Raw genomic sequence first — 18,353 nt, 5'->3', positions numbered from 1 at the left:
TCCTTTCAGAGCTTAAAACCAATATATAATGAAAGAATTAATTGCTATAAGTATTAAAAAATTATACATGACTTTTTGTAATACTTTAAAAAAATATTTATTTCTTTTAACCCATTTATCAAATTCAAAACCATATGCAATGAATCCAAATAGTGTCAAAGGGGATATCAAAATCATAGAATACAAAAAAGGCTTAATGAAACTAAAAACATCCCTACCAAAGAAGAATGGTAAAAATCTAGAAAAACCATAGAAAACAGGATCAAGATAAAATGATAACATTAAACCAAAAATGAAAGAACACCATGTTTTAATTTTAAAATCAATGCCTTTTTTATTTATCCAAAAATGAACGAGTAAGATAATGACAATTAATGGACCAATACTATAATTAACTAGGCCTATTAAGATTTGAAAATTGTAATCCCCAAACATTGTCGTTATCAAAATCCCTATAAACAATCCGGCAATTCTTCCCACGCAAATCAAAACTAATTCTTTTATCCAATTTTCCTTTTTAAATAGAAAAAGCAAATAAATAACTAGAAGAACGTTTGATGTTACTTGACTATATGTAAGTAACGACATGACTCCGAGCCAAATTGATTTAATATAAAAAGTACTATTTTGATAAAGATCCCAAAAAAAATTGTGACTACTTGTGAGTAATCCGGATAATTGATCAATCCAGTCCCAATACATATTATTTCCATCTCTTTCAATTAATCTTATCTACAGGACGTTTCAGGAAATTTTTTTTATTAAATACACTCAATTGCCACTAATAGCTTAAATAAAACAGTAAAAGCAACCAAGTTTGTCACTATAGTTAAATCTAATTTCTTTTCTTTATATCAGTATTCAGCCAATAAATCCAATTACATTTACTTCGATCAATATCCTAAAAAACCCATGAGTCCTACATTATCACATAATTATGTAGTTTTTATGAATAAAGAAGGTGAATCTCACCAAGAAATAATTTAAAAAGGCCTAAGAAGGCCTTTTTAAAAGGGGAGTATTTAATATGTGAGCACGTTACTCTTAATCATTACTTTCTTGATCATCATAGGATTCCATGAAATCTCCACACGCCGTCATCATCTTCTGACCTTCAGGTGAATTCATAGCCTCCATCATATTCATCATACCGTTTCCATTTCCGTTCATCATATTTCCCATACCCTTTTCAGGTTCCTCAGCATACGTAAACTGTCCTACAACTAAAAGAGCTGCTAAAGCAAAAGATGAAACAAATGCTATTTTCTTTTTCAATTTGCTCTACCTCCTTTCTATATCGTTAATATAAGTATAGACCATAAATTTGATGAAACTGTGGAGATTCTAAAGTTTATGTGAAAAATAAAAGGAACCGTTAAAGGTTCCTTTCATTTTAGTCTGTTTACTGTTTAGTTTTATGTTACAAGAAATATTGTACCCTATTAATTTGAAGAATATGTGAAGAGATTAATTTATATTTTATCTTTGTAATACTCTCTTTTTTTGCTCATACTCTTCTTCATCAATTTCACCTCTAGCAAAGCGTTCCATTAAAATGTCTAGTGCATTTCCTTGGCTGTTGTTTTTCCCACTAGAATCTTTGTTTTTTTCAAATGGTTTCATAATTAATAAAACAAAACCATAAATTGCAAAACCAATTATCAATATCCAAATTAGCATATTTAATAACATGCCAAAATTCATCATTCCCATCATTACCATTCTCCTTACATAAATTATTTTCGATTAATTCATTCACAATTACATTGAAAGTTCCCTAATTTTCTACCTTTTCTACTTTACGATCAATAGCTGTTCCACTCTTTGCAATCTGTGTCCAACTAATTCCATTATCTTTTGTTATATAAATTTGTTTCTCAAATGTTGTGAAAACAATTTCTGAACTGTTTTGAGGATTTACAGCAATATATGATATTGCATCTTCATTACTTATTTCCGGAATAGAAATCTTAGTTTTCTCTTTCGTATCTATATTAATTTCATACATTACGGACCCATCCTCTAGCCCACCAACCACTAATTTATTTTCTTTTGTAAAGTGAATGGAAGATATAGGTACTCCTGGTAATATACTTTCAAATGTATTACCAAAATCGGTTGAAAGAAATACACCTTGATCTGTACCTATTGCAATGATTTTCTCATCTGATGAGTGCACTGCGATTGATGCAGGTTGACCATCTAACCCATTCATATCGCTTTTCGTCCACTTTTTGGTTTCATCCAATGTATAATAAAGGCCCGTATCTTCCATCCTACTATTCGCTTCGGGATTTAGCACATAAATTGCATGTGAAAAATATCCTACAGCCATTCCGTGAAAATCAATTTCTTTATATAAATCTAATACTTCTAGTGACTTACCAAAATCATTACTTTTTACGACTCCAAAAGGATTTTCTAATTTTGAGCCTGGTCCAGGATGACCACTACTGTAAAATCCGTCATCTACCATAGAAAAACCCATATAGTCATGTTTCTCCCCTTCTGGAATCCTCCATTCACCCTTTGAATAAACTCTTAAGCCATCATGAGCTGGTATATAAAAACTATTACCATCTGCGGAGTATCCAAGCCCATGTATATGTTGGAATCCAATAGTATCTCCCTGTTCAACCTCATTATTTTTTAAAGTTATAAACCCAAAAATTGTTGAACTTAACAAAGTTATAGCACTAATCCATTTTAGGATTGTTGAACTTTTTTTTAATTGATTGCTTTTTTTCTGACCCTGCTTATTTTTAACACTTATTGATTTTATTTTCTTTGAAATCACTACGATTCCGACCACAGATACTACTAATAAAAGAATTGATACTACTAATCCCCCACCAATTATCTTATCAAACATTAAACCCTCTTTTTGATACTCTTCCTCTGTACCATGAGCAAATGCATTAAGAGGTAAAGCCATCATAAAAAACATTAATGTAAAAAGTCTTAATTTCATCATTTTTTATCACCTTTTTTAAACTTTATTAGTATCAAGTAAATTACGCCAACCACAACAATAGGAATTCCTAACCACATACACAACTGTAAAAAAGTCATGATGTATGCATCTATACCAGCCCCCATCAGATAAGATCCTGAAGTTGTTAGACAAGCCAGACCTATAATCACGAGTAGACCCGCAATAACATATTCAATTCGTTTCATCCTAATCCTCCTGACTAAAGTCTACTACAGGGAATGTCAATATAAAGCTTGTCCCTTTACCAACTTCACTTTTGACTTGAATTTCACCTTGTTGAAGTTCAACTAATGATTTAACAATGGATAATCCTAAACCTGTTCCTCCGGTTGCTCTAGACCTTGACTTTTCCACTCGATAAAAACGCTCAAACAGATAAGGTAAATCTTCTCCTGGTATACCTAATCCCGTATCTTCGATTGATATTTTTATCTTTTGTCTCTCACTCCAAAGCTTTACGGTTATAGACCCCTTTTCTGTATAACGAATGGCATTCTCTAAGAGGTTTATTACAATTTGTTCAGTTCGTAACCCATCAAGGTTGGCTAAGGGAAGATTTGTATCACCTTTAAGGAAAATCTCGATTCCCTTTTCTTTTGATTTTAATTTTGTTTTCTCTATAGAACTTTGAATAACTTCACAGAGGTCTATATCTTCAAAGTGGAACTCTAATTTTCCCTCTTCCATTTTCGACAATTCAAAAAGATCATTCACCAATTGCGTCATTCTTTCCGTTTCATTCTCTATAATAAGCAGATATTGATCTCTTTCTTCGTCAGATTGGTAAAGGCCTTGTTGAATCGCTTTTATATAACCACCTAAATATGTTAAAGGTGTTCGTAACTCATGTGATATATTAGCGAAAAATTGCCTTCTATTTGTTTGGTATTTATCTAATTCTACAGCAAGATAGTTAATAGCTTTTGCTAGAGATCCTATTTCATCTTTACTTTCAACACTCACTCTTGTTTTCAAGTCGCCATGTGCAATATTCCTCGTAGCCTTTTCCATTTCAAGTAATGGAGTTGTCAGTTTTCTTGTAAAAAAGAAGGCAAATCCAATTGCTAAAAATATGGAACCCATTCCGGCAAGGATAAGCATATCTCTAACACGGTCAAGTGATAAGTATATGCCATCAATTGGAGCTAAAACAAATATACCACCTAGGAATTCCTTGTTTGAAATTATTGGTTTTCCAATTGATAAATACCTGTTCTTTGTAGTTACATCTTGAATTTCGATTTTAACCGATTCCTTTTCCTTAAGAGAAGGCAAAAGTTCGATGTTTGCCTTTGAACCCTTAGGAAGACTAGGTAATCCTGAATTTGCCACGATTTCCCCATTTTTATCCACTATAATTATTTCATGATCTGTCAAATCTGCCAGCATTTCAAACATATTAAGAATTTTCTCATCTTTAATATCTGTTATTGTTCGAGAGTATCGAGTAGACAGCTTATCAACTTGGCTTTCTACCTCATTATAAAAGAATCCGGAAAAAATTTTATTTATACTAAACCCTAAAGGGAAAATAACAACGAAAAAAAGCAGGATAAAGACTACTCCTAACTTAATAACGATACTATTCCATTTCATGCTTTTCCATCTGGAGTTTGAAAGATATACCCAACACCCCATACTGTTTTTATTGGATTAAACGATAATCCATTTTTTCTAAGTTTTTCTCTTACATTTTTCACATGTGTATCAACCGTCCTAACATCTAAAACGTTGTTTGTATTCCATATAGCATTAAGTAAAATTTCACGTGTAAATACCTGTTTCTGATTTGTTGCGAATAAATGAATTAGATTGAATTCCTTAGGTGTAAGGTCAACTTCCTTGCCGTTTACGAGAACCAGTCTACTATCTTTAATAATTGTTAGGTCAGAGATTGTAATTGTTCCATTATCATTTTCATTATTAAATTCAACAGACCTTCTTAATAATGCATGAACACGTGCTACCAGTTCTTCAGGGTTAAATGGTTTTACTAAATAGTCATCTGCACCAATGTTAAGACCGTGTACTTTATCCTTTACATCCGTTAAAGCAGTTAACATCAAAATTGGAATGTTTTCTTTCTCGCGGATTCTTTCACAGACTGTCCATCCAGTCATATCAGGCATCATTACATCCAGAATAATGAGTTGAAAATTATGATCTTTTACCTTTTCTAACGCCTCTTTACCATTTGCTGCCTCTTCTAAATCGAAGTGAGGAAGTAAATGAATCTTTATTAGATTTCTCATATTCCACTCATCATCAACAATAAGAATTTTGTCTTTCATACCTATCACTCACTTATCCCTCATTTATTATTGGTACATATTCATCATGAACCTGTTCTTTTTTTGCCCATTTAAAAAATATATATCCTATTACTGTGCCATAGATTAGTTCTTGTATGACTTTCATGATGATACCACCGGTTTGTTGGTCATCTATCGGACCAAGATAAGTCCATAATTGTGGGGCATTAGTATACATCGCATACAATGGTTCATCGGCAAAAATAATTAATGCGCAAGCAGGAGTTAATAACACACCTGCGCCAAAAATATATCCAAGTTTTTGCAAAGGAGAAAGTTTATCTAATTCATCACTAACAGGAAATATTGGAATCCACATTAAAAATGCTGAAGCTGTTAAAATCAAATGAGTAAGGTTATGATAAATTGTATTTGAAACCACTTTATCAAAAATTATTGGAATATGGTAAAAAGAAAACAGAATATTAAATAGTAACAATGGAATTAATGGAACCTTTGCTATTGAAAGAATCTTATATTTAAAACCAATTTTTATAACAGATTGGACCATCCATTTTTCTATACCCATTAATAGTAACGGTGGCATTACAATATAAACTAAAGACTGTGCCAGCATGTGCGCACTAAATAAGAAACTGTCACCTAAAACATGTAACGGACTACCTAGCGCAATATAAAATACAATCAGTCCACCTAAGAAGGAAAGTTTTCTTTTTATGGATACGGGAGTAAAATCAGGATTACCCCTTCGATTTTTATTTATGAAATGAAGGTATAACAGAAAAACTAGAATAACTCCTATAAATAATGCCGGGTTCCAAAGCTCAAAAAATGAATAATCATGTAAACCACTTTTTTGTCCATTATGAGCAAAAGCACCCGTTGGTCCTAAAAGAAAAAACAAACCAGGAAGCGCTAAAGAAACCCTACGAAATGACATAATTTCCCATCCATACCCTATTTATTGGGTCTTTTACTTTTCTGATAATGGTGATTTTTTGTATTTATTAACAGTTTCAACCATAAATTCTTTTGTCATCGGACCTACATGGTGGTACCTAATAATCCCACTTTCATCAATAAAAAAAGTTTCAGGTTGTCCAGCTATACCATAAGGTTTAGCCATCGAATCATTATAATCTAGAAGATACGTTGAGGTAGACTTAAATTCTTCAATAAATTCCTGCACTTGTATTTTTGGTTCCGCTCGACTTAGAATTAAAAGTTTTGCCTGATCTCCATACTCTTCTTCAAACGCCTGAAGTTCAGGAGCTTCCTCCCGACATGGGGGACACCAGGATGCAAAGAAATTCAGAATAACAAATTCACCTCGGTAGTCTGTTAGACTTACCATGTTACCGTCCATACCTTCTAACGTAAAATCAGGAGCAAGGCCACCCACTTCTGCAGCAGTTGATTTTTCAGCAAGATTTATAGCCATGTAAATAAATGCAACTCCTATAAGCACAATAATCGTTACACGCACCAGCTTACGTAACACACTTTTCACCCCTCCTATACTTACATCTAATAATAACTTTTGATTTTCTCTAATTGTTTCGTTATCTTTTTCTGTTCGTTAAAAATTCGAATAACGTATGCGAGAATCCCAACCCAAATAATTAATACTCCTACGAATAAAAAATTCATCTATATTCTCCTATCTTTTTAATTCTATATTCTTTATTTCTTTTATCTTTTCTTTTTGTCTTTCAAGAAAGAAACGATAGATTAATAGTGTGAAAAATAGAAACTGAAAGGCAATTATACTGAAGAACAAGGTTTGTGCCATTTCAACCGGCATATGAACACCTTGCTCATCGATTACCTTTGGGTGGATGGTTCTCCACCACTTTACCGAGAAGTAAACGAGTGGAACATCTAAAAAGGCGATGATACCAAATATTGCAGCAAATTTCCTATGACGTTCTTCTCCTTGCACAGATGCTCGAATGAATAAATAAGCGATATACATAAACCATAGAATAAGCGAAGTAACTAATCGTGGGTCTTCCCACACCCACCATGCATTCCACACAGGCTTTGCCCATAACGAGCCCGTCACTAGAACAAATGTTGTGAAGAGTACTCCAATCTCAGCTGCTGATACAGCTAAATAGTCCCATTGCTTATTTTTCGTATATAAATATAAAACTCCTCCGATAAACACGATTGCAAAAGCTACAAACGCTACAAAAGCACTTGGGATATGGAAATACATAATTCTTTGTATCTCTCCCATATACTTTTCAGTTGGTGCATAGTAAAAAGCCATGTATAGTTGAATGATTATGACGATTGCTGTTATTAAAGTAAGTGGAATTTTTGATATTCCCAGTAGTCTGTTAACCATGTCACACCTCCAATAAGTAATCGAATAAAAAAAGTGGGATGATTGTAAAAAGAATGTCATAACTAACTAAAAGTATCAGCCATACGTTTTGCGACATTTCTATAGAAGGATATAAGGCTACTTCAGTTAGCTGAACGATTCCTAAAAACAGTGGAACACTTAATGGGAAAAGCATTACTGGTAGTAATAATTCAGTAATTCTGCTTGACTGTGCAAGGGTTGCTAAAAAAACACCCATCGCTACAAACCCCCAACTGCCCAATAACAATACCGCTATCAGTAAACCGAGTGAATCTGGGTAAGGTTGTTGAACAAATAAAAAAAAGGCAGGAACTGATATGCAGATTACTATCAAAATCAATACTAAATTCGCTAAAAATTTCCCAAGGTACAGTGCACCCTTGTCTAATGGAGAGACTAACAAGCCAGTTAGGACACTATTCTCTTTATCCATTGCAACAATTCGGTTAAAACCGAGCATGGCAGATAAAAGAATAGGAATCCATAATATCCCTGCCGCCAATTTTTGCATAGCTTCCATATCTGTATCAAACGCAATGTTTAAAAACACTTGAAGCATTAATGCAAAAATAATCATTGAAAAGAGGAGTGATTTTTGGCGAAATTCTAACGTTAGGTCCCTTTTAAGAATTAATAATGTCTGTTTATAGAAATTCATTTTCATTCCTCTCCAACAATGATTGATACCTATCTAAAAAAGATAAGAGAGATATTTGGGAACTCTTTTCGTCAACAATAATTTCCCCATCATGTAGTAAAATTGCTCGTTCACAAAGATCAAAAGCTTGTTTTACATCATGACTGACTAAGATATATCCATTCCCTTGTGACTCATGTTCATTAAGAATATCTTCAATGATCATTTTTGATTTCAAGTCTAACCCATCAAACGGTTCGTCCAAAAGTAGATACTCAGGTTGATGGACCAACGCTCTTGCGATGGATAAACGTTGTCTCATTCCCTTAGAATAGGTACCCACAAGTTCATCCTTCACAGTGACTAATTGTACTTTATTAAGAATATGCTCAATAAAATGTTTGTCATCTTTCCCATAAATTTTCTGGTAAAAATGTAAATTTTCAATAGCTGTTAAGGAGTCGTGTAAAAAACTATCAGGAAAAACAACACCTAGATTGTTTTTCCAATTGTTTTTGCTAACTCCTTTTGCTAACGATAACTTCCCGTCAGAAGGTTGAGAAAGTAATGCAATTATCTTTAAGAGAGTAGATTTCCCCGCTCCATTCCCTCCAATAAACGCAACCGTTTCCCCCTTTCTCCAAGAGAAATTAATCGATTTTAATACCTTTCGTTCATTTATGATAAATTCAAGATTTTGAAGTTCCAAAATGGAGACCACCTACCTGAGTTCTGCTATAACCCGTATCATTTTCTCTCTTATATCGTTATAAGTTTCCTTATATGTTTTTTCACTAATTAATTTCGACTGATAATCTTTTTCTAGTTGAACCATTTCTTGCAATAATATTTCCTTTTCCGTCTGTAACCACGTACGTGTAGGTCTTACCGATTTGTTTATCGATTTTTGATAATCCCTTTTTAATCCGATTAATGTCATACATAATGCAATCACAATTATGGCTATTGTAATAGCAGCCTTTCCGTATCCAATTCCTTCTTTCCCAATAATCTTATATCCATCTTCTGTATAGTTAGATGGAGATGAATCTTCTACTTTGCTTGTCTCATTGTTTGCACTTGATTGGCCAATAAAGTTGAAAGTAAGTGTCCAAGGTGTGTCAGGATGAAGATCTACTCGAGTAAATCGCCTAAATTCCTGGTTATTCATTTCGAACAAATCAGATTGTGTGACTAAATTGCTTGCTTCAAAAGATAATATCCCAGGCTGTATAATAACCTGAAAACTTTCAGTTACATAGGATGTCTCAATCGCCCATTGAGATTTTCTTTGGGTGAGCGGCATAATATAGGAAAGTACAATCTGCTTTTCTTTACCAGGGTCAAGACCTGTTACATCAACAACCCCTTTATCTATTACCTTCATATCCTTTTCTTCTAACCCAGAACGAACTTGAAGCTCGGAATAACCTTCAGGTAAATAAATAGGTAATTGCTCTTCTTTCTTATTCCCACTGTTTTTAAAATTCACTATCTGAATAAGCTGAAGTGTATTCTGATCTATGGGAGAGGCTACTATATTTTGTTCTGTAATCCTTACTGGATACTTGCCATCAGCTGAACCTTTATTGGGTACTAACACAAGAGGAAGCATGATGATCACTATTAAAAGTGAAATAATTTTACTTTTCATACATTATCTCCTTCCCCACCCCACTTTTCTTAAGCACCGTTCTTATTTCTATATCTACCGTTCGTTCAATTTCAATGAAATCTTCATTAGAGTGACTAACATATTTAGATGCCTTTGACGTAAGCTCACTTTTTGTGTTTATATAGTCTCTTTCTGGTAACTTTCCCATTTGATAATCGTATTCTAATTCGGAAAGTTGCATAAACACTTGCTCTTTCTCATCTTGGAAATCTTCTTCTGGCATTTCTATCGTTGGATTTCTTTTTATAAAGAAAGGAGAAGCGAGAAGAAGTAAGATGATTAGCCCAATGACACCCATAAAAATTTCAGTATCTGTCATAACGTTTTCCTCTCTTTATAACCAATTTTTCAGTTCCTCTTGGACTTTATTCGCATCATAGTCCGTAACAGACAGCTTTTGTTGATTCTCATTCGATTCAACCTGTCCCTTTTTCCATTTTTTTATTAGAAAAAGGATGAGAATTGCACCAATTGCTACTCCTACCCCAGGTAAAACCCATGCTATCAGGTTAAAACCTTCAGGTGTAGGAGCCGCAAGGATACGTTCGTCATATTTTTGAACTAGATAATTAATAACTTGTTTTTTATCCATATCCTCTTCTAACAGAGACCATATCTCTTGTCGCAAATCATACGCGGTTGATAACGTACAATAATCAGCAGTCATAGAATCTGTACACCCTGGTGGATGTAGTTCTTTGGCAACATTAAGCATATCATTACGAGATATAGAAACGTTTTCCCCTTCAGCAAAGCCTTTTTTAGGAACAAATACTACAAGAGAGAATATCGTTAAAGATAGTGAAAACCATACATTTTTTAGCCATTTACCCATAGGTCATCGACTCCATGTTAAACGGTGATTTTCTTTTGGCAGATCGATTAGGCCATAAAGATACTAATGTACCTAGAATCAAGATATAGCCTCCAGCCCATGTCCATGACATGAGAGGGAAAATTTTAACTTGAATAAACACCTTGCCATCTTCCTCAGACCAACCATTTAGTACAACATAAAGATCCTCTTGTAATGAACTTACAATGGATACTTCAGTTGTAGGTTGAGTACCATTTACATAGAACACCTTCTCAGGTCGGACAACACCTATTTTTTCACCATCTTTTTCTACTAATAATTCAGCATAGACCGTTTGCTTAGCCTCACTATTATTCTCGGCCAGACCTCTATACAATAATGTGTATTTTCCTAGATTGATAAAATCCCCTTCATTTAATCCATATTGTTTCTCTACTGAATAAGTGCTAGCTCCAGTTAACCCAATGGCAATTAAAATGACTCCAAAGTGAGCAATGTACCCACCATAACGCCGCCTATTTTTAACAAAAAGCATAAAAAATGAGCGAAGTGGTGATTCACTTGTTACCTTCACCCTAGCTTGTACAGCCTTTGTAAATTCAAGGAAAATAATCAAAGCCACAAAGCTTGTACTTGACAAGGATAAAAGGGTCATCCAATTCTTCACTCCAGTAAAAAATAGTGCTAGAGCTAATAAAATTGTTACAATTAATGGGACACGAAGATTTTTCCAAAGAGCTTTTGTGGTAGATCTTTTCCATGCAACAACTGGTCCAATCCCCATTAAAATAATTATGGCAATAAAGATCGGAACATTGACTCTATTAAAATAAGGAGCCCCTACCATTGTCTTTGAACCTGTTACAGCTTCCGACACAACAGGATAAATGGTTCCCCAAAAAACCGTAAATGCTGATGCTACTAATAATAGATTGTTTACTAAAAAACTACTTTCTTTAGAAATGTAAGACTCAAATTGGGCATCTGACTTTAGCACAGACCAATTTGCTGAAATATTCCAAATAGAACCTATAATAATGATCCCTATAAAGGCAAGGAAATAAGCACCGATTGGACCATTTGCAAATGCATGCACAGACCATAACAAACCACTTCTCGTTAAGAATGTCCCAAATAATGTAAGGACAAATGTAAGAGTGACCAAGGTCATGTTCCACCTTTTTAACATACCTTTTCTTTCTTGAACCATATTTGAGTGTAAAAGTGCTGTTGCTGTAAGCCATGGTAGTAATGAGGCATTTTCTACTGGATCCCACGCCCAGTAACCACCCCATCCTAGTTCTACATAGGCCCATTGGGAACCAAATAGTATCCCCATACTTAAGAATAACCAAGATACTAATGTCCATTTTCTCGTAACCTTAAGCCAAACCGCATCCGCCTTTTTAAGAATTAATGCAGCCATTCCGTAAGCAAACGGGACAGCGAATCCGATATAACCTAAATACAAGGTAACAGGATGAACCGCCATTCCGGGGTTCTGTAATAACGGATTTAATCCATTACCCTCCGACATCTGCTCTGGATTTAACGCGAAAGGTTGTTCAATAGTATTAAGTACGAGTACGAAGAAAGCATTGATGATTAATAATATAGTAGATACCCAAGGTAAATATTTAGTACTATCCTTATGTTTAGAACAAGTGACCAACGCTGTATATAAACTTAATATCCAGAACCATAGTAAGAGAGAACCAGCATTTCCTCCCCAAAAGGCTGATATTTTATAAAACAAAGGCATGTCAGTACTTGAATAAAGTGCAACATACTCGTATTTGAAATCCCCTGTTACTAGTAAATAAATTAAGGAACCCGAGGCTAGAGTGGTTAAAAAAGCAAGAATAAAAACAGAGGTTTTCGCACTCTTAAGCCAACGTATATTTTTCGTTCGAATTGCCATCAGATGACTTATTATTCCATAAACAACTATGACAATTGAGAACATAAGGGCCAAACGGCCGATATCACCCATTAGTTTCATTTCCTCCTTGTTTCTGTGTCGCTGGGTGGTCTTTTGGAATTTCCTCTCCGTTTTCCTCCATTGCCTCGTATTTTGAAGGACATTTTACAAGTAATTCAGAGGCAATAAAAACACCCTCAGAGTTTAATTCTCCTTCCACTATCGCTTCCCACCCATCATTTAATGTGTCTGGTTTGACACCATCATATTGAATGGGTACACGAAAACCATTTTCTCCTTCTAGTTCAAACATTAGTAATATTTGGGATGAATCAAAATTAATTGATTCTCCTACAATATTCCCACTTACCTTAATCCGTTTTCCAACTGCCTCTTCCTGTTTATCTTTTAATTCATCAACAGTTAGATAGAAAGTTGCTGCATTACCGATGCTAGTATAAATAAGTGTACCTATTACTGCTAAAAAAATACCAAGAGCAATGATCATTTTTGTTTTCTTTCCCAATCAATAACACCTCATTTCATACTGTATTAAAGAAGCCATCTTCTAGGATTATAGACAATAAATATGAAGATTCTGTGATGAATTCTATTCAATTTGAAAAAAGCCCATTATAATACCCAGTCTCCAATGGAGCTGGGTACCAATGAACTCATTATTGATCTAATACAGTTTTTGTTTTCAGGTATTCTTCAATAGAGATTTCACCTTGTGCTAATCGTACCTTCAACTGTTCGATTGGGGTTAAGTTTGCATTACTGGTATTTTTGTTCTGATTTTTACTTATATTTGAAGATCCGCAACAACTCATTCGATTCCCTCCTTTTGAAGTATAATTATATTTTGACATAAAGATTTGTAGAAACTGTGAAATTCTTAAAATATCTAGATAGTATAGAAAAATCCAGTGTAATTTGAAACACCATAGGTTCTTCATATTTATAGTTTAGAATTTAAAGCAAGGAGGGATTTGATGACACAATTAGATAGAAGGAAGTTTTTGAAGAAAAGTGTAAAAGGAACAATAGGACTATTAACACTTACTGTTATACATTTTAGTTTAACAGCATGTAACAAAGAAGAAATAGATACTAGTGCACTGGCTAACCTTGGTCCATTAGAAAAATTAAAAAAGGGACCATTTCCTAAGAAAGTAAACTATAACACCAAGATTAAGGATGCTTGGGTAGAACAAGAAAGAAAAGGTTTTGTATATATAAACATAGATAGTAGTACTAAAGAATTGTTAGTCATGTCACCTATTTTTACCCACCTTGGTTGCACGGCAACACATGCTGATAATAATCTTAAAATTGAAGGTATTTCATTTTTTTGTCCATGCCACGGAGGTAAATATGACGAATTTGGTATTAATATAGGTGGACCTCCACCAAGGCCTCTAGATATTTTTGAACCAATAATTCAGGATGGAAATGTATATATTCCAATTTTAAGTGCAAAAGAACGCTCCTAAAAAAGATATGGGACCCTATAGTTGAATTGTGTGTTAATTCTATTAAAACATAAGTTTATCTCCTAAATGTTTAGGATAGATAGAAAATAATTGTAAATTTCCATAATCCCTGGAATAGGTAAGACAGTAGGTGAATTCCATTTAATAAATAATTTAAAGAGATTGACACAAAAGAATCGTTATTTACCAACCTTTTGTGTCAGCTCTTTTGTTGTTTAAATTATACAAATTCTTTTTTCTTATATAGAAAGGAGGCCAACTTATTTTAAAAAGTTTAATAGTGTTAAACGATTTAAAAATGGATGCTTATTCTTATCAATTATCTTTAATTCATTCATTAATAATTTATCTTGATGGTCTTTAAGCCATATTTTTAACTCTTTTTTATCTTTAAAGTGGGTATAGTATGTCTCTCCACCTTTACCAACAGCGTTAACAACATAGCGACACGTATTCCCCATTATGACCACCTTTTATAATGTAATTTAACTTAATATGCATTATAACAATGATTAATAAATTTTCCATTCCTTTTTATTAAATCTATTTACATTGAATAGTACTCGATCGATACATCTTACTTATGGTTAAAATAGATAAGGAGGATAAGAATAGAACAACTCTACAAGGTTGATATAAACCATTTATGGAATTGGATAATCTAAAAAGAGAAATTTTAAAGACGGTTTCCCAGCTTAATTATAATAATTAAGTCTTTTGCTAATAAAGAAATAATTGATTTCGCTTCTGAAGCCAGTTTCCGATGCGGTCTATCAGCAGTTTGATAACTGTGCCAATTTGGTCAACTTTTGCTCTTTCTAATGTCTCGTCAAACATTAAGTTGCCATAATTATTGATTTAGCAAGACCTCATTCAGGAAGATTATGGAGATTACAATGATTAAATATTTTTTAATGCATCAGATTCCGAACAGATTATAGTTAAAATGTTTTTTAGTTTAGTATTACAATAATAAAAAGGATAGATATAGCTAAGATTCAGCGAGTCATCTATCCTTTTCTACTTAGATAATAAATAAATAAGCTTCGTATTTTCCGATCTGCAAACTTTGCTATGAAAAGCTGTCTAAATAAAGTGGTTGATACCAATGTTGAGACCCTTTAAACCGGTTAACTTACATTTCGGTTATCTCATTTTAATTTTACTCTTGCTCATTAAATAATGCTGTAGAGAGATAACGTTCACCTGTATCAGGTAATATAACTACAATTGTTTTCCCTTTATTTTCCGGTTTTTTTGCAATAACTGAAGCAGCATGAATCGCTGCACCAGAGGATATACCAACTAATATTCCCTCTTGTTTTCCAAGCGACCTTGATGCCTCAAATGCCTCATCATTCATGACTTGGACAATTTCATCGTAAATATCTGTGTTTAATACCTCTGGAGTAAACCCTGCACCAATACCCTGAATTTTGTGCGGTCCTGGGGATCCACCTGATAAAATAGGGGAATCCTTTGGTTCTACAGCAACAGACTTAAAAGAAGATTTGCGTTCTTTTAAGACTTCTGAAATACCTGTAATAGTTCCACCTGTTCCAATTCCACTAACTACAATATCAACAGTACCATCTGTATCAGCCCAAATTTCTTCAGCTGTTGTTTTTCTATGAATCATAGGGTTTGCTTGGTTATTAAATTGTTGAGGAATAAACGCATCTGGTATTTCTTTACTTAATGATTCAGCCTTTTCGATTGCACCTTTCATACCCTTAGCTCCCTCAGTTAACACAAGCTCTGCACCTAATGCTTTTAAAAGGCTACGTCTTTCTGTACTCATTGTATCAGGCATTACAAGAATACAACGGTAATTTTTAGCTGCACAAACAAAAGCTAACGCAATACCTGTATTTCCACTTGTTGGCTCAACAATGACTGTATCCTTATTAATAATCCCACGTTGCTCGGCATCTTCAATCATAGCATTACCTATTCTGTCTTTTACACTTGATAACGGATTAAAGTATTCTAATTTTGCAAGTACTTCAGTACCAGTTGAGTCACTAATCTGATTTAGTCTTACTAAAGGTGTCCGACCTATTAATTCAGTAATATTCTTTGCGATTTTTGGACGTTTTAATACATCAGTCATTTGTTTTCCTCCTAAAAGTGTGAAATCCTATATTAATACTATACCTAATAAATTTGAAGAAATTGTGATAAACGATAAAGATAAAGATCTATTATTAAATTTTAAAAACAAACTTATCATAATAATGATAAGGCTTTCAATTTGGTTCGGGAGAGTGTTAAGTACGAAGATATTAAGTGTCATCCACACTTTTTTGGGTACTTTATGTTTTATCAATTTTTTGTTATCTCTATTCGATCCATGGCAAACTAATTACCAAAACAATATCCCTGCATATAAAAAATAACAGATAATCATTTAGAAAAAACATAATTAACATTAATACAGAGTAATGTATTATATATTCTCAGAGATTCTTTCCTTGTTCCCTGGACCTATTGAAGTAGTATCTTCATGTTCATCCAATATTTCAAAAAGAGTTACTTCTTCTCCAAGTTCATATTTCCTTTTTTTCTTATGATCCTTTAAAAAACATCCATCTTCTGTTAAGAATATCACAAACTTTTCATTATAATCTAAAACAAGCCCTCTTTTCATGAATGGATGCTCCTTTTGATAGACTCTCGTCCTAAACTAGATTCTTAAACTTAGAAGTTAAACTACAGTTAGTTATATTAGCAAGGAAGTTTGGGGAAATTGTGAAGAAATAAAACAGTCACAATTTAGTCAAAAATGAATAACTTGATTTTGTCACACATTAAACTGTTTGATTAAAATCAAATAAAAAACGAGCATTATGGCTACCTAAGCTACCTAGTAACCACTGCTCGTTTTCAAACACATATATTCATCTAATTGAAATTTGTCCATAAATTCGTTTTTTAATTATGCATCCATAGTATCCAATCTCCCGTATAATCATTACCCTTGTACTCCATAATAGACAAGTAACGAAATAATCATTAGTGATATTACATATATTCCAGTTTTGGCAAATTCATTTTTAGAGATCGGATTAACTTTGTCAATTGTTCCATTTCTCTTACAATACCTCATAAGGAAAATAGCAAAAATTATACCTACTAAACTCATCACATGGCTAACACTAAAAGGTCCAACAACCATTGGGTTTATTCTAGCAAATTCTACAATAGCTCGAATAGCCAAGTAACCAATTAGATAGTGAAGGAAGACTTGCCCCGTATAGGAAGACTTTTTCAATCGTAACCATAAATATCCGAACAAGAGATAGTCCAACAAAAATTCATAGGCTTGAGCTGGGTGCAACAGCTCCCCGCCTTTTTCAATTCCCCATGGAAGAACACTAAAAATTGGTCCACCAAATACGTCACAGCCAATTCTACTTATTCCTTGTGCCAATATCAGTGAAGGTGCAACAACATCCAATGTTTGCCATATCGGCAATTTATGTTTCTTCAAAAATAAATAGCCGACTAATACTCCACCTATAATACCACCATGAATGGACAAACCACCATTTTGGATAAAAAATACCTCCATTGGATTGGCAAAATAAAAGGAAGGATTATAGAAAAGTATAAAGAAGATACGAGCTCCTAATATTCCTCCAAATAAGGAATACATAACTCCATCCAATAATAACTTATGATTCATATTTCTACGTTTTGCTTCTCTTATAAATAACAGGATACCTGCTATTGCACCAATAGCTATCATTAAACCAAAAAAGTGAATCGTAAAAGGTCCAAAACTAAAAAGGGGTTTCATCAGATATTCCTCATTTCATCAAATGATTTTTCCTAGCTATGTTCTAATAATCATAAATACAAAAGAAATTATACGTGTTAAATATAGATTTTTTGTGAAGAATATCAAACTTTTTTTGTTAAATACTAGCTTTTTATACTCAATTTAGAAAGTATCAACCTATAAAATCTGTCAGAAAGAATATCTACCAGAAGTAAAATGAAATATCTTGACTAGTTGTGAGAGGAGAAACAAAATTGGCACTACCATTAATTTTTATTTTTTTTAGTATTACTCATACTCTCAACCATAGTAATTACAAAAACTGTTTATAACAGAAAAAATATTCCATTTATGACCTGTATGATGATTGCAATGACAAAT

24 protein-coding genes are annotated in these 18,353 nt (G+C 33.3%); 1 reads left to right on the top strand and 23 read right to left on the bottom strand.

Translation table 11 applies throughout. The features are described from left to right. Positions 1-12: 12 nt before the first annotated feature. The 19 genes from ACEWK1_RS15810 to ACEWK1_RS15720 form a co-directional block, all read right to left on the bottom strand. Positions 13-702: a hypothetical protein gene (locus ACEWK1_RS15810; protein ID WP_098796837.1), complete on the bottom strand. Its 690-nt coding sequence runs from the start codon at positions 700-702 to the stop codon at positions 13-15. A gap of 342 nt (positions 703-1,044) precedes the next feature. After that, the gene (locus tag ACEWK1_RS15805) at positions 1,045-1,275 is read right to left on the bottom strand and encodes a hypothetical protein (protein ID WP_098796839.1); all 231 of its coding nucleotides are present in this window, start codon (positions 1,273-1,275) and stop codon (positions 1,045-1,047) included. Between the two features lie 204 nt (positions 1,276-1,479). Then, the gene (locus ACEWK1_RS15800) at positions 1,480-1,713 is read right to left on the bottom strand and encodes an SHOCT domain-containing protein (protein ID WP_251406353.1); all 234 of its coding nucleotides are present in this window, start codon (positions 1,711-1,713) and stop codon (positions 1,480-1,482) included. 64 nt (positions 1,714-1,777) lie between these two features. Then, positions 1,778-2,971 (bottom strand): F510_1955 family glycosylhydrolase, encoded by a 1,194-nt coding sequence (locus tag ACEWK1_RS15795; RefSeq protein ID WP_212137850.1) that lies wholly within the window; start codon positions 2,969-2,971, stop codon positions 1,778-1,780. After that, a complete protein-coding gene (locus ACEWK1_RS15790; protein ID WP_098796844.1) occupies positions 2,971-3,180 on the bottom strand; it encodes a hypothetical protein in 210 nt (69 codons plus the stop codon). Before ACEWK1_RS15790 ends, ACEWK1_RS15795 begins: the two co-directional genes overlap by 1 nt. A 1-nt stretch (position 3,181) precedes the next feature. Next, positions 3,182-4,591: an ATP-binding protein gene (locus ACEWK1_RS15785; RefSeq protein ID WP_176551038.1), complete on the bottom strand. Its 1,410-nt coding sequence runs from the start codon at positions 4,589-4,591 to the stop codon at positions 3,182-3,184. Beyond that, positions 4,588-5,286 carry a response regulator transcription factor gene (locus ACEWK1_RS15780; protein ID WP_098796900.1) on the bottom strand — a complete coding sequence of 233 codons (699 nt, stop codon included), beginning with the start codon at positions 5,284-5,286 and terminating at the stop codon, positions 4,588-4,590. Before ACEWK1_RS15780 ends, ACEWK1_RS15785 begins: the two co-directional genes overlap by 4 nt. A gap of 13 nt (positions 5,287-5,299) precedes the next feature. Next, complete coding sequence (locus ACEWK1_RS15775) at positions 5,300-6,208, bottom strand: cytochrome c oxidase assembly protein (protein WP_098796849.1); 909 nt, start codon at positions 6,206-6,208, stop codon at positions 5,300-5,302. A gap of 33 nt (positions 6,209-6,241) precedes the next feature. Beyond that, the gene (locus ACEWK1_RS15770; protein ID WP_098796851.1) at positions 6,242-6,769 is read right to left on the bottom strand and encodes a TlpA family protein disulfide reductase; all 528 of its coding nucleotides are present in this window, start codon (positions 6,767-6,769) and stop codon (positions 6,242-6,244) included. A 26-nt stretch (positions 6,770-6,795) separates the two neighbouring features. After that, positions 6,796-6,918, bottom strand: a complete 123-nt coding sequence (locus ACEWK1_RS15765) for a CcmD family protein (RefSeq protein WP_098796854.1) — start codon at positions 6,916-6,918, stop codon at positions 6,796-6,798. Between the two features lie 10 nt (positions 6,919-6,928). After that, positions 6,929-7,621 (bottom strand): cytochrome c biogenesis protein, encoded by a 693-nt coding sequence (locus ACEWK1_RS15760; RefSeq protein ID WP_176551039.1) that lies wholly within the window; start codon positions 7,619-7,621, stop codon positions 6,929-6,931. A 1-nt stretch (position 7,622) separates the two neighbouring features. Beyond that, the gene (locus ACEWK1_RS15755) at positions 7,623-8,300 is read right to left on the bottom strand and encodes a heme exporter protein CcmB (protein WP_176551040.1); all 678 of its coding nucleotides are present in this window, start codon (positions 8,298-8,300) and stop codon (positions 7,623-7,625) included. Next, positions 8,287-8,988 carry an ABC transporter ATP-binding protein gene (locus ACEWK1_RS15750; protein WP_176551041.1) on the bottom strand — a complete coding sequence of 234 codons (702 nt, stop codon included), beginning with the start codon at positions 8,986-8,988 and terminating at the stop codon, positions 8,287-8,289. Before ACEWK1_RS15750 ends, ACEWK1_RS15755 begins: the two co-directional genes overlap by 14 nt. Before the next feature lie 12 nt (positions 8,989-9,000). Continuing rightward, the gene (locus ACEWK1_RS15745) at positions 9,001-9,933 is read right to left on the bottom strand and encodes a hypothetical protein (RefSeq protein ID WP_098796863.1); all 933 of its coding nucleotides are present in this window, start codon (positions 9,931-9,933) and stop codon (positions 9,001-9,003) included. Continuing rightward, entirely contained in the window at positions 9,923-10,273 is a 351-nt protein-coding gene (locus tag ACEWK1_RS15740) for a hypothetical protein (RefSeq protein ID WP_098796865.1), read from the bottom strand. Before ACEWK1_RS15740 ends, ACEWK1_RS15745 begins: the two co-directional genes overlap by 11 nt. 15 nt (positions 10,274-10,288) lie before the next feature. Continuing rightward, positions 10,289-10,789, bottom strand: coding sequence for a cytochrome c-type biogenesis protein (locus ACEWK1_RS15735; RefSeq protein ID WP_098796868.1), 501 nt, complete (start codon positions 10,787-10,789; stop codon positions 10,289-10,291). Then, complete coding sequence (locus tag ACEWK1_RS15730) at positions 10,782-12,764, bottom strand: heme lyase CcmF/NrfE family subunit (RefSeq protein WP_212137848.1); 1,983 nt, start codon at positions 12,762-12,764, stop codon at positions 10,782-10,784. The genes ACEWK1_RS15735 and ACEWK1_RS15730 overlap by 8 nt, the downstream gene beginning before the upstream one ends. After that, the gene (locus tag ACEWK1_RS15725) at positions 12,757-13,218 is read right to left on the bottom strand and encodes a cytochrome c maturation protein CcmE (protein WP_098796874.1); all 462 of its coding nucleotides are present in this window, start codon (positions 13,216-13,218) and stop codon (positions 12,757-12,759) included. Before ACEWK1_RS15725 ends, ACEWK1_RS15730 begins: the two co-directional genes overlap by 8 nt. Positions 13,219-13,369: 151 nt before the next feature. Further along, a complete protein-coding gene (locus ACEWK1_RS15720) occupies positions 13,370-13,525 on the bottom strand; it encodes an SHOCT domain-containing protein (RefSeq protein WP_141549674.1) in 156 nt (51 codons plus the stop codon). A gap of 162 nt (positions 13,526-13,687) precedes the next feature. Here ACEWK1_RS15720 and ACEWK1_RS15715 point away from each other — a divergent pair, with 162 nt between their 5' ends. Next, positions 13,688-14,188 carry a ubiquinol-cytochrome c reductase iron-sulfur subunit gene (locus ACEWK1_RS15715; RefSeq protein ID WP_098796877.1) on the top strand — a complete coding sequence of 167 codons (501 nt, stop codon included), beginning with the start codon at positions 13,688-13,690 and terminating at the stop codon, positions 14,186-14,188. Positions 14,189-14,448: 260 nt separating this feature from the next. On the opposite strand, the gene ACEWK1_RS15710 is transcribed toward ACEWK1_RS15715, so the two are convergent. From ACEWK1_RS15710 to lgt, 4 genes are all read right to left on the bottom strand, one after another. Then, a complete protein-coding gene (locus tag ACEWK1_RS15710; protein ID WP_098796879.1) occupies positions 14,449-14,649 on the bottom strand; it encodes a hypothetical protein in 201 nt (66 codons plus the stop codon). A gap of 701 nt (positions 14,650-15,350) precedes the next feature. Further along, complete coding sequence (gene cysK, locus ACEWK1_RS15705; RefSeq protein ID WP_098796882.1) at positions 15,351-16,301, bottom strand: cysteine synthase A; 951 nt, start codon at positions 16,299-16,301, stop codon at positions 15,351-15,353. A gap of 336 nt (positions 16,302-16,637) precedes the next feature. Next, positions 16,638-16,838 carry an anti-sigma factor domain-containing protein gene (locus ACEWK1_RS15700; protein ID WP_098796885.1) on the bottom strand — a complete coding sequence of 67 codons (201 nt, stop codon included), beginning with the start codon at positions 16,836-16,838 and terminating at the stop codon, positions 16,638-16,640. A gap of 324 nt (positions 16,839-17,162) precedes the next feature. Next, complete coding sequence (gene lgt / locus ACEWK1_RS15695; protein WP_098796888.1) at positions 17,163-17,990, bottom strand: prolipoprotein diacylglyceryl transferase; 828 nt, start codon at positions 17,988-17,990, stop codon at positions 17,163-17,165. Positions 17,991-18,353 lie beyond the last annotated feature (363 nt).

It is taken from the genome of Metabacillus sp. YM-086 (assembly GCF_048059995.1).
GTDB lineage: Bacteria > Bacillota > Bacilli > Bacillales > Bacillaceae > Metabacillus > Metabacillus litoralis_B.
The sequence above is the reverse complement of the archived record's forward strand: the minus strand, read 5'-3'. Positions and strand labels throughout refer to the sequence as shown.

Bases quoted from the DNA above. Each gene is read 5' to 3' on its own strand.
- ACEWK1_RS15745 (WP_098796863.1), bottom strand. From the start codon at position 9,933: ATGAAAAGTAAAATTATTTCACTTTTAATAGTGATCATCATGCTTCCT.
- ACEWK1_RS15700 (WP_098796885.1), bottom strand. From the start codon at position 16,838: ATGAAAAGAGGGCTTGTTTTAGATTATAATGAAAAGTTTGTGATATTC.
- ACEWK1_RS15785 (WP_176551038.1), bottom strand. From the start codon at position 4,591: ATGAAATGGAATAGTATCGTTATTAAGTTAGGAGTAGTCTTTATCCTG.
- ACEWK1_RS15765 (WP_098796854.1), bottom strand. From the start codon at position 6,918: ATGAATTTTTTATTCGTAGGAGTATTAATTATTTGGGTTGGGATTCTC.
- lgt (WP_098796888.1), bottom strand. From the start codon at position 17,990: ATGAAACCCCTTTTTAGTTTTGGACCTTTTACGATTCACTTTTTTGGT.
- ACEWK1_RS15755 (WP_176551040.1), bottom strand. From the start codon at position 8,300: ATGAATTTCTATAAACAGACATTATTAATTCTTAAAAGGGACCTAACG.
- ACEWK1_RS15720 (WP_141549674.1), bottom strand. From the start codon at position 13,525: ATGAGTTGTTGCGGATCTTCAAATATAAGTAAAAATCAGAACAAAAAT.
- ACEWK1_RS15740 (WP_098796865.1), bottom strand. From the start codon at position 10,273: ATGACAGATACTGAAATTTTTATGGGTGTCATTGGGCTAATCATCTTA.
- ACEWK1_RS15775 (WP_098796849.1), bottom strand. From the start codon at position 6,208: ATGTCATTTCGTAGGGTTTCTTTAGCGCTTCCTGGTTTGTTTTTTCTT.
- ACEWK1_RS15810 (WP_098796837.1), bottom strand. From the start codon at position 702: ATGTATTGGGACTGGATTGATCAATTATCCGGATTACTCACAAGTAGT.
- ACEWK1_RS15735 (WP_098796868.1), bottom strand. From the start codon at position 10,789: ATGGGTAAATGGCTAAAAAATGTATGGTTTTCACTATCTTTAACGATA.
- ACEWK1_RS15780 (WP_098796900.1), bottom strand. From the start codon at position 5,286: ATGAAAGACAAAATTCTTATTGTTGATGATGAGTGGAATATGAGAAAT.
- ACEWK1_RS15710 (WP_098796879.1), bottom strand. From the start codon at position 14,649: ATGGGGAATACGTGTCGCTATGTTGTTAACGCTGTTGGTAAAGGTGGA.
- cysK (WP_098796882.1), bottom strand. From the start codon at position 16,301: ATGACTGATGTATTAAAACGTCCAAAAATCGCAAAGAATATTACTGAA.
- ACEWK1_RS15800 (WP_251406353.1), bottom strand. From the start codon at position 1,713: ATGGGAATGATGAATTTTGGCATGTTATTAAATATGCTAATTTGGATA.
- ACEWK1_RS15790 (WP_098796844.1), bottom strand. From the start codon at position 3,180: ATGAAACGAATTGAATATGTTATTGCGGGTCTACTCGTGATTATAGGT.
- ACEWK1_RS15760 (WP_176551039.1), bottom strand. From the start codon at position 7,621: ATGGTTAACAGACTACTGGGAATATCAAAAATTCCACTTACTTTAATA.
- ACEWK1_RS15715 (WP_098796877.1), top strand. From the start codon at position 13,688: ATGACACAATTAGATAGAAGGAAGTTTTTGAAGAAAAGTGTAAAAGGA.
- ACEWK1_RS15730 (WP_212137848.1), bottom strand. From the start codon at position 12,764: ATGGGTGATATCGGCCGTTTGGCCCTTATGTTCTCAATTGTCATAGTT.
- ACEWK1_RS15795 (WP_212137850.1), bottom strand. From the start codon at position 2,971: ATGAAATTAAGACTTTTTACATTAATGTTTTTTATGATGGCTTTACCT.